The following is a 13,894-nucleotide window of genomic DNA, read 5'->3' on the forward strand; positions in this document are numbered from 1 at the left end:
TGTAACTAGCGACAGAAAGCGGGAGCACCATGAGCAAAGATGCCTCAGACGATAAACCTACCGAATATCTGCCGGGCGGAGCGATGGCGAACGCCTACGTTCCGCGTGGCCATCAAACCAACCGGCGGATTACTCGCCGTGCCGCGCAACCCGATGTTGACAGTGCCGCGCAAAGAAAAATCTCGGTACCAAACCCGCCTGCGGGCGCTCCTTCCGCAGTTCCTGATGCTGCGGCGATGGCTGGAGACTATCAAACTGAAGTGATTCCGCCGGTTAAAACGCCCGCGCCCGCCTCCCCAGCCACAACTGATTATGTCCCCGCCCATTCCGCCGGTACCCAGGTTCCTGGTGACACCGAGGTACCCCCTCCAGCATCGACAGCCGCAACCACCCAGTTGCCGCCGATTGATCCGGCCGCGGCCACCCCGCAAGTGGATTCTTTTCCACAGGGAATTCCACCCGCCTACGATCCCCAGAGCGATGAAGAAAAACTGCGCGAAGAGCAAGAATACGAGGAAGAACGCGCCGATAAACGCCGGTTATTGAAAGTGGTGGGGATTGTAACCGCCATTGTGGTTCTACTGGCGGGAGCAGTTATGGTCGTGGCGCTAATGATCTCCTCTCAGCAAGTGATGCCACCGAATGAACCGGAAACCACGACCTCTGAAAGCGTTACTACCAGTCCTTCGGAACCGGAGACTACCCTTTCCACCCCGGAGACCAGTGAGCCTAGTACCACTGCACCCACGAGGACTCAACCCACCCAGCAACCGAGCGCTACCCGAACGACGCCTGCGGCACCCGCCACTACCAAAGAGACCCCTTCGAAAACGCCCAGTACCGGTGGCGCAGAGCAGCCCAGCTCCAGCCCGGAGCCCAGCGCTTCTGGCAATAACTAATAGGGAAACCTAGACGAATCAGGTTGCTGCAAATTATCGCGATCAACCTGATTGAAACCGGGTATCCCGATTTTCTTGATACTTGATACCAGCAAAGGGTGCGCCCGACGCTTAAAACCCCGGGCGCACCCTCTCAAAAGCTAAAACTGGGTTAGTTATCCCTGTTTGTGTTGGCGAGCAGCACCGGCAGCCGCTGCCCCTACAATCCCGGCGGTATTTCGCAACTCGGCGGGAATAATCGGGGTAGAAATGTCAATTAGCGGCAAGAATTTCTCGTGTTTGCGGGATACCCCACCACCTACTACGAACAAATCCGGGCTAAACAGCTTTTCCATTTCCCGGTAATACTTGGTTAGCCGTTTCGCCCATTTTTTCCAACCCAAATTTTCGCGTTTACGTACCGCCGCGGAGGCGCGGGTTTCCGCGGCATGACCGCCAATCTGGATATGGCCAAGCTCGGTATTGGGAAGCATTACCCCATCCACAAAAATGGCGGTTCCAATCCCCGTCCCCAAGGTGGTAAACACGGTAACTCCCGGCTGATCTTTGAAAACCCCGTACTGTTGCTCGGCCAAACCCGCGGCATCCGCATCATTTAGTACAGCTACCGGATGTCCGATAGCCTCGGAAAATACCTCTACCGCGTTCTTGCCGACCCACTCTTGATCCAGGTTTGCCATGAAACGCACATTCCCACCCGGGAGCGGACAGGGGAAACAAACACCTACCGGTACGTCCTCGGGAAGTTCAAAATGTGCTAGGACATCCGCTGCCGTTTTGGATACCGCCTGCGGGGTTGCCGGGTAGGGAGTATCAATGCGGAAACGTTCCTGGGTAAACTCTCCGGTCTCTAAATCTACCGGGGCTCCCTTAACGCCCGATCCTCCGATATCAATACCAAATGCGATAGCCATTAGTTACTCCTTGCTAGGTAGGGTCAGAATTTGCGCACCATCTTCGGTTACCACCACGGTGTGTTCGAACTGAGCTGTGCGTGAGCGATCCTTGGTGACCACTGTCCAACCATTATGCCATTGTTCCCACTCGATTGTCCCCAGAGTGAGCATTGGTTCGATAGTGAACACCATTCCCGGTTCCATCACCGTGTCATAGGAGGGGGCACAATCATAGTGGGGGACAATCAGGCCGGAATGGAACGCTTCCCCAACGCCGTGGCCAGTGAAGTCGCGTACCACTCCGTAACGGAAACGCTTCGCATAAGCGCTGATTACCCGGCCGATAATATTGATTTCACGTCCCGGCTTTACCGCTTTAATCCCGCGCATCATAGCGTTATAGGTGCGTTCCATCAGCAGCTGCGATTCTTTATCCACTTCACCCACGCTAAACATGGCGCAGGTGTCACCGTGCACCCCGTCCTTATAGGCGGTGATATCCACGTTGACAATATCGCCTTCCTGCAGGGGTTTATCATCGGGGATCCCGTGGCAAATAACTTCATTCACCGAGGTACACAGGGATTTCGGGAAGCCCATATAATTCAGGCAAGACGGGTATGCTCCCTGCGCGACGATGTAGTCGTGACCGATTTTATCGAGCTCATCAGTAGTTATCCCGGGACGTACCGCTTTTCCTACAGCGGCGAGGGCATCAGCCGCGATCCGTCCGGCAGCGCGAATCTTTTCGACCGTTTCCGGGGTTTTGGTATCGGAAGCGGTGACCTTTTCCGGACCGTCATGGAAAAGGTATTCGGGGCGCTCAATTTCCTTGGGCACCTGCAGCTCAGGGCTAATATTTCCGGCCTCCTGATTCCCAAGTGGGGCACGCTGCGCAAGTTCTTCAAGGCTAAGTCCTGGATATTCATTCATGCCTCTATCCTACGCGGACCGGGGACAGTTATTTACTTGAGGGTATTTTTCAAGGTCGAGGAGGCCGGGCTCTACGGAGGAGGCCGGGCCCGAGGGTACAGGGGCGGGTAACTTAAGGCGCGGGGTATTTTTGCCTGCTTAGTCTGACCGGTCCCCGGGTGCGGGTAACTTAAACAGATTCGCGGGCAACGTATTGCAGAATCTGCTTGCTGGGGGCGGCTCCCAAATCTAGCTCGTCGCCCTCGCGCTTAGCTATATGGGTAAGTTCCTGGTAGGCCAGAGCCTGGGTGTCTACCACCACCGAGGATAGAGGTGGACGAGAAACTTGCCCGGAAGGAGAATCATAGCCGCCGACTACCGAGGCATCCTGGGGAACCATTTTGCCGCATTCGCGCAGTCCATGAACCACTGCCATGGCGGTCATATCGTCAATCGCACAGAACCCATCTAAACCAGGATGCTTTTGCAGCGCCCCCAAAAGATAGGAAGGAATATTCGCCGGATCTTCCGGAAGCACCAGCTGGGTGGGGGCAGAAAGCCCGGCCGCCTGGCAAGCCATTTGCGCAAAGAAATAGTAAACGGTAGCGCCCTCTTCCGGATATTTTCCCCGCCAATACACAAAAGCCAAGTTGCGGCGATTACGTGCCGCCAGGGCATCTACCTGAATTTTCCCCATTTGGAAGGTCATTAAACTGGCTGGATTTTGCCGATCCTTGCCCTGCATCAAGGAATCAAGAACCGTCGCGCCGCATTGTTCTAGCAGCTGAAGAGTGTTTTTGTCTAAAGGTAAGAGCGGGAGAACTGCGGCATCGGTTTCCTTAATAGTTGAAATCAGGTTATCGGGATGATCTTCCAGGTGAACCGTGCAAACCACGCTCACCCCGGCCTGAGCTAGCCGTATTGTCATATCACGCAGCAAAGCGGAGTTAATGGCACCGATATCCACGCAGGGCACAACGATATCGACCTTTGATTTTCCAGCCAGGGTCGCCAAAATGCCTCCTCGATTACAAACCTGAATCTATTCTACATATTATTGCCGCTTGTGCCGGCTATCTTCACGCCTGAATATCTTGGCTATTTTCCACGGCGGGCCTTGATATGAAAGATTCCGTTAAGCGGCCTTAAATTACCCCTGAATTTGCTGGGCCACTAAAGTGTAAGACATACGAGAGAACCAACATTTAAGAAAGGTGAACCTGTGTCTGACGCGACCACACCTATCTCCCCGCTAGATCAAGAGGGAATCGCCCGGGCAGTTGCGGCTGCGAAAGCCGATTTTTCTGCTGCCGGCTCGCTAGAAGAATTAAAGAGGGCGCGCGGGGCTCATCTGGGTGATAGTGCTCCGATCATCCTGGCTAACCGGGAGATTCGTAACCTCGATAAGAAGGATAAAGCCCAGGCGGGAAAGAATCTGGGAGGCGCTAAGAAACAGCTGCACGCCGCTTATGACCAGCGACTAGCCGCCCTCGAAAAAGAAAAAGAAGCCCAAACCCTGGCGGCGGAGGCACTGGATGTAACCCAGGTTGCCGAGCGTTACCCGCAAGGCGCGCGTCATCCCCTCGAAACCCTGATGGAAGATATTTCTGACTTTTTCGTCTCTATGGGTTGGGAAATCGCGGAAGGCCCGGAAGTCGAACACGAATGGTTCAACTTTGATTCCCTCAACATTGACCCGGATCACCCGGCGCGGCAAGAACAGGACACCCTCTATATAGATGGTCGCTCCTTGGGGGGAGACGCCGCAGGGGATGGCAACCTGGTGCTGCGCACTCACACTTCGCCGGTTCAGGCGCGAGTGATGCTTTCGCGGGGAGTGCCGGTCTATATTGCTTGCCCCGGGAAAGTTTTCCGTGCCGATGAACTAGACGCCACCCACACCCCGGTATTCCACCAGGTAGAAGGGCTGGCAGTCGATAAAGGTCTGACGATGGCGGATCTGAAAGGCACCCTGGATCATTTCGCGCAATCTATGTTCGGGATGGAAGCCAAAACCCGCTTGCGTCCCTCTTTCTTCCCCTTCACTGAGCCCAGCGCAGAAATGGATCTGTGGTTCCCGCAAAAGAAAGGCGGACCGGGCTGGATCGAATGGGGAGGCTGCGGCATGGTTAACCCGAATGTGTTGGTAGCCTGCGGAATCGACCCGAATGTGTATTCCGGGTTCGCCTTCGGGATGGGGGTTGAACGCACCCTGATGTTGCGGCATGGAATCACCGATATGCACGATATTGTCGAGGGCGACGTGCGATTTTCTAAACAGTTCGGCACTACCGGAAGGGGAAACTAACAATGCCATTTGTAGCGCTTGATTGGCTAAAAGATCACGTCGAGGTAGTGCCAGGCACGGATATCAAACAGCTTTCCTATGACCTGGTGAAGGTGGGTTTGGAAGAGGAAGCTATTCACCCAGCCTCGGTAATCGGCCCCTTGGTGGCAGGGAAAGTTTTGACCTTGGACGCCAAAGAACAATCCAATGGGAAAGTCATTAACTATTGCCGAGTAGATGTGGGCAAGTTTAACGACCGTCCCGGGGAAGGCAAAGAGCCCTCCGAGCTGCCCAGTCGCGGAATTATTTGCGGTGCCCACAACTTTAAAGTGGGAGATCTCGTAGTGGTGTCGCTGCCGGGAGCAGTTTTGCCCGGTGATTTCCAGATTGCCGCCCGTAAAACCTATGGACATATTTCTGACGGGATGATTTGTTCCCAGCGGGAACTAGGGATTGGTGAGGACCATGACGGAATTATCGTCCTGGAGCAGTTACTGCCCGAAAAGGCGGCGGCCGGGGAGCTGCCCGCTCCCGGAGAATCGGTAATCGAACTGCTGGGATTGGGGGAGGAAACCCTAGAAATCAATATCACCCCCGATCGCGGCTACTGTTTCGCCATGCGCGGGGTAGGACGCGAATACGCCCATTCCACCAGCGCTAAATTCACTGACCTGGGGCTGGCAGAAAATCTGCCTTCCGGGTCAGTACCGGCGGTAACCGAAAATGGTTTTGCGGTTAAAGTAGCAGATGATGCTCCTATTAACGGCAAGACCGGTTGTGACCGTTTTGTCACCCGCATTGTGACCGGTATTGATGCGCAGGCTGCAACTCCGGACTGGATGGTGCGCCGCCTAGAACAGGCAGGCATGCGTTCCATTTCTTTGGCGGTAGATGCCACTAACTATGTGATGCTGGATTTGGGGCAACCCCTGCATGCCTATGACCTGGATAAAGTGTGCGGCCCGATCGTGGTTCGCCGGGCGCAAGCCGGCGAAAAGCTAACTACCCTCGATGAGGTAGAGCGCACCCTAGATCCCGAAGATTTACTGATTACCGACTCCCCGGAGGGCGCAGACGGCTCCCGAGTGCTGGGGTTGGCAGGAGTTATGGGAGGCGCCTCCACCGAGGTGACTGCCGATACCGTAAACGTGCTGGTTGAGGCGGCGCATTTCCAGCCCACTTCGATTGCGCGTACTGCCCGGCGGCATAAATTGCCCTCCGAAGCCTCCAAACGTTTCGAACGCGGCGTGGACTTCGAGGTGGCCCCGGTAGCTGCCCAGCGGGTAGTGGACATTCTGGTGGAATATGGCGGAGGCACCGACAGCGGACGGGTCAGCGACCTCAATAACACAGAGCCTTTTGCGGAAATCGTGATGCCGCTGCATGAACCGGCACGGCTAACCGGGGTGGAATACGACCAGGAAACCATCACTCGGCTGCTAAAAGAGGTCGGGTGTGAAGTGCGGGTTGCAGACGGCAATGTCATTGCTCAGCCGCCTTCTTGGCGCCCTGATTTGACCGGACCGGCGCACCTGGTAGAAGAAATTGCCCGGCTGGCCGGCTATGACACCATTCCTTCGCGGCGCCCGCGCCCGATTGCCGGACGTGGATACACCCCCAAGCAGCGGGCTCGCCGGGATGTAGCTCGCGCCCTGGCGCAAGGCGGCCTGGTGCAGGTGCTTTCTTATCCCTTTATTTCCGAGGACGTATTTGACGCCGAACTCTTAGGGGAAAAGGATGTGCGCCGTCAGGCGGTGCGGGTGGCTAACCCGCTGGCAGATGATCAGCCGTTGCTGCGCACTTCACTGCTAGATACTTTGCTAGGGGTAGCCCGGCGCAATATCGCCCGTGGCAATGAGCAATGCGCAATTTTCGAGACCGGTTTGGTTACGCGAGGAATGGGAACTGAACTTACCGGTTCTTTCGGGGTCGAGCAAAAACCGGATCCGGACCAGCAGCGTGCCCTCGAAAAAGGAGTTCCTTACCAGCCCGAACATATCGCCGGCGTGTTAGTCGGACAGGCGGAATTGGCCGGTGCTTTAGGGGCAGGACGCTCTTATGATTGGGCAGACGCGGTGGAGTTCGTGACTACGGTGGCACAAACTTTGGCGGTACCGATGCGCCTACAAGGCAAAGATGGACGTCAGCGCCTAGCTAAAGACAATATGATGGGGGAGCCCGGCTCGCCGGAGGCAGTTGCGCCCTTCCATCCGGGGCGTTGCGCTCGGATCGTGGTGCGAGGGGCCTGCGTCGGTTTGGCGGGGCAACTGCACCCGGCAGTTTGCCGCAACTTTGGATTGCCGGAATCAGCTTGCGCTTTCGAGATTGATTTTGAGAAGTTCACCGAAGCGATGCCGAAGAAAGACTTGCAGGTGAAGCCAGTTTCGTCCTTCCCGCCCGCGAAAGAAGATATTGCGTTGGTGGTGGATGCGGATATTCCTGCAGCTGACGTGCAGCAGGTGATCGAGAAACAGGTGGGAGACGTGCTGGAAGAAGTACGTCTTTTCGATGTTTTCAGTGGTGACCAGCTGGGTGCGGGCAAGAAGTCGCTGGCGTTCTCGGTGAAGATTCGCTCTGGTGAAGGTACGCTCAGTGCCGCTGAGATTCAGGCGGTGCGCACCCGGATTATCAAGGCTACGGCTAAGAAGTTCAAGGCGACTTTGCGCGCCTAAGGGTGGCGCGCCCCTGGGGGAGAGAGCTGTTAATTCCCCCTCGTTGCGAAAAGAAATAGTTCTCGAGGAGCTTCGAGGGGGTAAGGACTAGGAACGCAGGGGTGCCCCGTGCGGGACTTGAACCCGCGACCCACGAATTATGAGTTCGCTGCTACTAACCAACTGAGCTAACGGGGCGCATCTAGCCTACCGGATGGCGGGCGGATTATTTAATTTCGTTTAGGGTGGATAACGTGATCAACATTGTGCAACGACTGAAGGGTCGCCGGGTTCCAGATGCGGTGAAAGCCGTCCTTACCTCCTCTGATAGGGTTTTTGATTTCCTGAAGGTGGCGGAAGATCGCTTCCTGGTGGTGACTATGCAGGCATTAACTGACCTGGAATCGGCGCAGGTAAAGTCACGTTTTGGCTGGGATGAAGTTTCTCACGCTCGCTGGGATAGTGAGGCGGGCACCCTCCGGATTGTTTTTCACCAGGGCGAGGATCTGGTTCTTACCCCGATTGAAGCTCCCAGCCACAACTTTATGGACATCATCCGGGAGGCGCTCAGCGAATCGCAGGTGTTTACCACGCCTCTGGAACTGCCTTCGGGACAGAGAGTTAGCGCACAGATCTTGCGTGACGATAACCGCAATTTACGTTTGCACCCGCCTATATCTAGCTTCAAAAACCGGGATGACCAGCAGTATTTACGTTCGGTAGTGCGCGAGTGGGAGCAGAAATTGGGGATAGTTCTCGACTTGGAAGATTAGGCACTTTTCGCCCTCTCAAGGTAGGCTTACATTCGTCGATCCCCCATAGCTCAACGGTAGAGCATTCGACTGTTAATCGAAGGGTTACTGGTTCGAATCCAGTTGGGGGAGCTCAAAACCTCAGTGCTTTCGGCACTGAGGTTTTTTATTTTATCGCTGTTAGAAGGGCGGTTCAAGGCTGATGCCTGGATGAGGATTAGCCCTGACACGTGACTCTATCTGGCTGAATTGCTTGCTCTATTCTCGATTTGACCCTAGAGTTAAAGGGAACTGAATCTCAGTAAGCTTCGCCTCGTTAGCGAAGTTGAATGCTCAGCCTTTTGGCTATTATTTCCACCTCATCGTTTTGAGGTGGAAGTGTGTTTTCTCCCACTTTCCCCCATTGCTTGCTTATCCTTGTTCTATGAATGACAAGGAAATTACCCCTAAAAATAAGCGACGCTATCGGATTGGTATCGATGTAGGACGGAACTCTACTGGCTTCTGCGCTCTTGAGATTGATGATGAAGATAATCCGATTTCCTTTCTGAATCTTTCGGTTTTGTTGCACGATGCTGGTGTCGGTAAAGATGGCGGAGATGCCCAGGAAACTCGGAAAGCTGTTTCTGGACGAACCCGCAGAGCGCGCCGTTTGATTAGGAATAGACGTCGGCGGCTGGCGGAGCTGGATAGGTTTTTGGTTGACCTCGGTTGGCCGCTACCGGATTTGGAAAAGTATCCAGACCCGCACGAACCGTGGAAAGTTCGCGCCCAACTTATTGAGGAATATATAGAAGATGAACAGCTACGCCAGGAAAAATTGGCGATTGCGATCCGGCATATAGCACGGCATCGAGGGTGGCGCTCGCCTTGGGTTTCGGTTAGCAGTCTGCATGTTTCGCACCCGGAATCCGATGAAGTGATTGCTTTGCGGTCGCGAGTTGCAGAAAAAACTGGGCGAATTTTGCCTGAGGGTTTGACCCCGGGTCAGCTACTTTATCTTCTTGATCGCGGGGAAAAGATACGTGGTGATGCCGGTATTTTAGCCGGTAAACTCTTGCAAACTGATTACGCCACAGAACTTAAAAAAATCTTTTCCCGTCAGAAAATAAGCGAAGATTTAGGTAATCAGTTAATCGATAGAGTTTTTGCGTCAAAATCACCCAAGGGTAGCGCTGCCGAAAAGGTGGGGAAAGACGCCTTGCCGGGGCAGGAGCATTTAGATCGCGCTGAAAAGGCGCATCCGGCTTTCCAGCGTTATCGGATTGCCACCATTATTGCTAATCTGCGAATTCGCGAGGATGAGGATGGACAGAAAGAACGCCGTTTGACTGGCGAAGAAATGAGTTCTTTGTTCAAGTTTTTAAGCGATCCAGACCGCAAGAAGGTTCCCACCTGGATAGAGGTGGCTCAAGTTTTGGGGATCGAGCGTCAAGATTTGCTCGGAACCGGAAAATTGACGGCTGATGGAGAGCGAACCGGGAATACTCCGCCGGTTGATGAAACGAATATCCGTTTGACTAAGTGCAGTATTAAGCCAGTGCAACAGTGGTGGCGTGCAGCTAGTTACCTGGAAAGATGTGCGTTTATTGAGCAGATTTCTCGCGCATCCTCACCCGGGGAAGCTGCCAGCCGGGAAGAACAGATAGCTGCTGATTTTGTTGCCAGTCTGAATGATGAAGATTTGGAGAAACTAGAGTCATCGGTGAGGCTCCCTATCGGCAGAGCGGCCTATTCAGTAGAAAGTTTGGGGCGAATAACCGAACGAATTTTGGCCGATAATGTTGACTTGCAGCAGGCACGAGAAGCAGAGTTCGGGGTTTCCCCGGAGTGGAAGCCTCCCGCAGTTCCAGTGGGTGAGCCGGTGGGTAATCCAGTGGTGGACAGGGTTTTGAAGGGTGTTAATCGCTGGTTGTTGCGAGCAGAAGTCGAGTGGGGGATTCCGCAACAGGTCAATATCGAGCACGTGCGCGAAGCGTTCATGTCCAAGGCAAAGGCAAATGAACTGCAACGTTTTCAAGCGCAACGTTTTAAGAAAAACGAGGAGGCTCGGCAGCAGATAGAGGGGAGCCAGAATCTTTCGGGGTTGCCCCGTATCGCTGCGATTCGCAAGCAGCAGGCGCTGCAGCGGCAACATTGCGAGTGTCTTTACTGCGGAACCCATATTACTTTTGCCACTGCCGAAATGGATCACATCGTTCCGCGACGAGGGGTGGGATCTACGAACACTCGGGATAATCTGGTGGCGGTTTGTAGGCGGTGTAACCAAGAGAAAAGCAATATTCCTTTCGCGGTTTGGGCTGCACAAACAAATATTCCGGGAGTTAGCCAGAAAGAGGCGATCTCTAGGGTCAAAGGCTGGTTTACCGATACCTCTGTTAAGGATGACAAACGTTTGCGGGCGGGGGTGATTGACAGGTTAACGCGTACCAAAGCAGACCCCGAAATTGATAACCGCTCTATGGAAGCAGTCAGCTGGATGGCGCGTGAACTGGCTCATCGGATTGAGCAGCGTTATCGCACTCCGCAAGGTCAGCCGGCGACAGCAATTGATGTTAGCGGGGAGAAAGAAGCACCCTCTGAAAATAAAGTTAAGGTACGAGTGTTTAATGGCTCGATTACTGCTGCTGCCCGCCGAGCTTCAGGTTTTGAAGGACGGGTTAATCTGATTGGAGGACGGGGAAAAACCCGTCTGGACAGGCGTCATCATGCGATGGATGCCGCTACTATCGCGATGATGCGCCCCGCAGTAGCGCAGACTTTGGTGGAGCGAGAAAATCTTCGGCGCGGCCAAATTATGGCTGGTGGTGAGCAAAATTGGAAGAGCTGGAATGGTAGCACTTTTGCTCAGCAAAAGATCTATGCGGTTTGGCTAGAGCAGATGCGTTATCTGACAGAAATTTATAACCAAGCGTTGGCTGATGACCAGATTCCGGTGTTCTCTAATTTCCGTTTGCGGCTCGGGGACGGGAAACTGCATGAGGAAGTGAAGAAACTTCATCGTAAACGCCTGGGTGATGCCTGGTCGATGAATGATATTGATCGGGCGGAAACCCCGGCTTTGTGGTGTGCTTTGACTCGCTTGCCTGACTTTGTGTGGGCAGAGGGTCTGCCGGCTAATCCGGAACGAAAAATAGTGGTTAATGGCAGTCATTTTGTTGCGGAGGACAGTGTCGGAATTTTCCCAAGCAAGACTGCCCGGCTCAAAGTTCGGAATGGCTGGGCGTTGCTACGAAATTCTATCCACCATGCGCGGATATACCGAATCACGGGCCGTAAAAAACCGGTATATGCGATGCTCAGAGTGTTTATGGTTGATTTACCGAGCAAAGTCGGGGTTGATTTATTCCAGGTTGATTTGCCCGAGCAAACTATTTCGGTGCGTAATGCCGAAATGAAGTTACGGGAGGCTTTCCGGGAAGGCAATGCCGAGTATCTGGGTTGGCTTGTAGTCGATGACGAGCTTGAACTGGATTTGTCTGCGGAAAGAAAAGGGGATATTGCAACTTTATTATCGGAATATCCCGGACTTTCACATTGGTCGGTAGATGGGTTCCCTGCTGAAGATAAGCTCAGACTCCGCCCTCTTTATTTAGCTGGGGAGGGTGTGCCAGAAGATGCGCTGGCGGGCACTAAAAAAATTATTCAAGGCCGAGGCTGGAGACCGGCAGTCAATAAGCTATTTTCAACCTGTAAACCTAGGGTAATCCGGCGTGATGTGTTCGGAAATATTCGCGAAAATTCTTCACGGCTACCCAGCAGCTGGTCTTTATAGGGGGAAGCATGGCTGCCTGGCGGATTATTGATTTGACCCAATTTTCTGGGTCAATTTCCTCTAAAGTGGGAGCTGTAGTCCTACACCCAGAAGATAAACCGCAGGTGGTGCTGCCAGTTGCTGATGTTGCGGTAGTCCTTATCGGGATGGGAGTTAAACTTTCCGGAGCTGTGTTGCATCGCTTAACCGCTGCAGATGTATGTGTTTTGCTCTGCGATTGGCGGGGGATTCCGGAGGCGGGAGCTTTTTCTTGGCGGCCTCATTCCCGGGTGGCAGCGCGGCGGGTGGCACAGGCGGGCATGAGCGTTCCTAAGCAAAAAACTGCGTGGAAAGCAGTGGTGAAGCGAAAAATAGAAAACCAGGCGAAAACCTTGCTGCTATGTGGGAAAGCAAAAGACAGCAAGAAATTGTTGGAGTTGGTAAGCCTGGTACGTTCTGGTGATCCCGATAATACCGAAGGCAGAGCGGCCCGCTATTATTGGTTGGCGCTGTTTGGGAAAGAGTTCTCGCGTCAACCAGGGTTGGGCGACGGCATCAATTCTATGCTGGACTATGGTTATACGATTGTGCGCGGCCATGGGGTAAGAGCAGTGCTAGCTGCCGGTTTAGAACCATCACTGGGGATATTTCATCACAATCGCGCTAACCTATTTTGCTTGGTAGATGACTTGATGGAAATTTTTCGACCGCTGATTGATCTGGAGGTTTTTTGCCTCGAAAAGGCCGGTAAATCTTCTGCGGCTGATTGTAAAGCCGAGCTGGTGGCAGCGGCCAGTAGCCAGTATCGCGATGATGGCATTGGTATTCCTGCGGCCTTTGAGGATCTTGCTCAGCTATTTGGCCTTTACGTAGAGAGTCAAGTAAAAAGCTTTTCTCCTCCTAAGTGGTTTAAGTAGTTTCTATGAGTAAGAAACCGATGTGGTGCCTGGTGATGTTTGATTTGCCGGTGGATACCGCCCGCCACCGACGCGAAGCAAACGCTTATCGGCGAATGCTTTTAGATTTAGGGTTCAGTATGGTGCAGTTTAGTGTCTACGCCAAGTACACTCCGGCGGGGTTGAGTGATGTAACCACCATCGGTCAAGTCCGTGCCGGTATTCCTCCCGAAGGAAACGTTCGTATGCTCTTCTTAACGGATAAGCAATGGTCTAGGACGTTCCATTTTTCCAACGGAACCCCAACCAAAGCAGAGGAAAAACCGGAACAACTATCAATTTTTTGAGGAAAAATTGGGTGCAAAACCCTATACAACCTGGGGTTATTTACCCCTAATCAAGCATATCAGGGGTAAATAAGAACTGAATCCCAGCGACTACGGGCTAACCGTGGACGGGTACCCAAGCATATCAGGGGTAAATAAGAACTGAATCCCAGCCGTCGTCGTCATTATATTCGCGGTCACGCAAGCATATCAGGGGTAAATAAGAACTGAATCCCAGCCGTGTAGCGTGTCCCACGTGTCCGCCGGCAAGCATATCAGGGGTAAATAAGAACTGAATCCCAGCCAACAACTAAAAACTATTTAATCCCTTACAAGCATATCAGGGGTAAATAAGAACTGAATCCCAGCGTCCAGCCCTCCGGGAACGCCTCAGAAACAAGCATATCAGGGGTAAATAAGAACTGAATCCCAGCGCGGAAACGCTTTGCGGAGCGCCAGCATCAAGCATATCAGGGGTAAATAAGAACTGAATCCCAGCGATAAAATCAACTTCCCCGATT

The 13,894-nt window shown here is 53.4% G+C and carries 10 protein-coding genes, 2 tRNA genes and 1 CRISPR repeat array (1 of these 13 running past the window's edge); of the genes, 8 read left to right on the plus strand and 4 right to left on the minus strand.

Features of this window, described 5'->3' with window-relative positions:
* Positions 1-29 precede the first annotated feature (29 nt).
* Positions 30-899 carry a hypothetical protein gene (locus tag AC1EKS_RS07350; protein WP_481008529.1) on the plus strand — a complete coding sequence of 290 codons (870 nt, stop codon included), beginning with the start codon at positions 30-32 and terminating at the stop codon, positions 897-899.
* A gap of 155 nt (positions 900-1,054) precedes the next feature.
* On the opposite strand, the gene ppgK is transcribed toward AC1EKS_RS07350, so the two are convergent.
* The 3 genes from ppgK to AC1EKS_RS07365 form a co-directional block, all read right to left on the minus strand.
* Positions 1,055-1,813, minus strand: coding sequence for a polyphosphate--glucose phosphotransferase (gene ppgK / locus AC1EKS_RS07355; RefSeq protein WP_481008528.1), 759 nt, complete (start codon positions 1,811-1,813; stop codon positions 1,055-1,057).
* A gap of 3 nt (positions 1,814-1,816) precedes the next feature.
* Positions 1,817-2,728: a type I methionyl aminopeptidase gene (gene map, locus AC1EKS_RS07360; RefSeq protein WP_481008527.1), complete on the minus strand. Its 912-nt coding sequence runs from the start codon at positions 2,726-2,728 to the stop codon at positions 1,817-1,819.
* Positions 2,729-2,897: 169 nt separating this feature from the next.
* Positions 2,898-3,722 (minus strand): substrate-binding domain-containing protein, encoded by an 825-nt coding sequence (locus AC1EKS_RS07365; RefSeq protein WP_481008526.1) that lies wholly within the window; start codon positions 3,720-3,722, stop codon positions 2,898-2,900.
* Positions 3,723-3,929: 207 nt separating this feature from the next.
* Here AC1EKS_RS07365 and pheS point away from each other — a divergent pair, with 207 nt between their 5' ends.
* Together pheS and pheT are read left to right on the plus strand one after the other, a co-directional pair.
* Entirely contained in the window at positions 3,930-5,015 is a 1,086-nt protein-coding gene (gene pheS / locus AC1EKS_RS07370) for a phenylalanine--tRNA ligase subunit alpha (RefSeq protein ID WP_481008525.1), read from the plus strand.
* A 2-nt stretch (positions 5,016-5,017) separates the two neighbouring features.
* Positions 5,018-7,666 (plus strand): phenylalanine--tRNA ligase subunit beta, encoded by a 2,649-nt coding sequence (gene pheT, locus AC1EKS_RS07375; protein WP_481008524.1) that lies wholly within the window; start codon positions 5,018-5,020, stop codon positions 7,664-7,666.
* Positions 7,667-7,768: 102 nt separating this feature from the next.
* Here pheT and AC1EKS_RS07380 read toward each other — a convergent pair.
* A tRNA-Ile gene (locus tag AC1EKS_RS07380) sits at positions 7,769-7,843 on the minus strand.
* Between the two features lie 56 nt (positions 7,844-7,899).
* Between AC1EKS_RS07380 and AC1EKS_RS07385 the strand changes: the two genes are divergently transcribed.
* The 5 genes from AC1EKS_RS07385 (at position 7,900) to cas2 (ending at position 13,394) form a co-directional block, all read left to right on the plus strand.
* Positions 7,900-8,418 (plus strand): hypothetical protein, encoded by a 519-nt coding sequence (locus AC1EKS_RS07385; protein ID WP_481008523.1) that lies wholly within the window; start codon positions 7,900-7,902, stop codon positions 8,416-8,418.
* A gap of 39 nt (positions 8,419-8,457) precedes the next feature.
* Positions 8,458-8,529, plus strand: a tRNA-Asn gene (locus AC1EKS_RS07390).
* 292 nt (positions 8,530-8,821) lie between these two features.
* Complete coding sequence (gene cas9, locus AC1EKS_RS07395) at positions 8,822-12,172, plus strand: type II CRISPR RNA-guided endonuclease Cas9 (protein ID WP_481008522.1); 3,351 nt, start codon at positions 8,822-8,824, stop codon at positions 12,170-12,172.
* A gap of 8 nt (positions 12,173-12,180) precedes the next feature.
* Positions 12,181-13,068: a type II CRISPR-associated endonuclease Cas1 gene (cas1, locus tag AC1EKS_RS07400; RefSeq protein WP_481008521.1), complete on the plus strand. Its 888-nt coding sequence runs from the start codon at positions 12,181-12,183 to the stop codon at positions 13,066-13,068.
* Between the two features lie 5 nt (positions 13,069-13,073).
* On the plus strand, positions 13,074-13,394 hold the full coding sequence (cas2, locus tag AC1EKS_RS07405; protein WP_481008520.1) for a CRISPR-associated endonuclease Cas2: 321 nt from the start codon (positions 13,074-13,076) through the stop codon (positions 13,392-13,394).
* A 51-nt stretch (positions 13,395-13,445) separates the two neighbouring features.
* Positions 13,446-13,894: direct repeats of the CRISPR family, unit length 37 nt; unit sequence CAAGCATATCAGGGGTAAATAAGAACTGAATCCCAGC; it runs 238 nt beyond the window's last position.

Source organism: Varibaculum sp. C0165D1, from assembly GCF_056590355.1.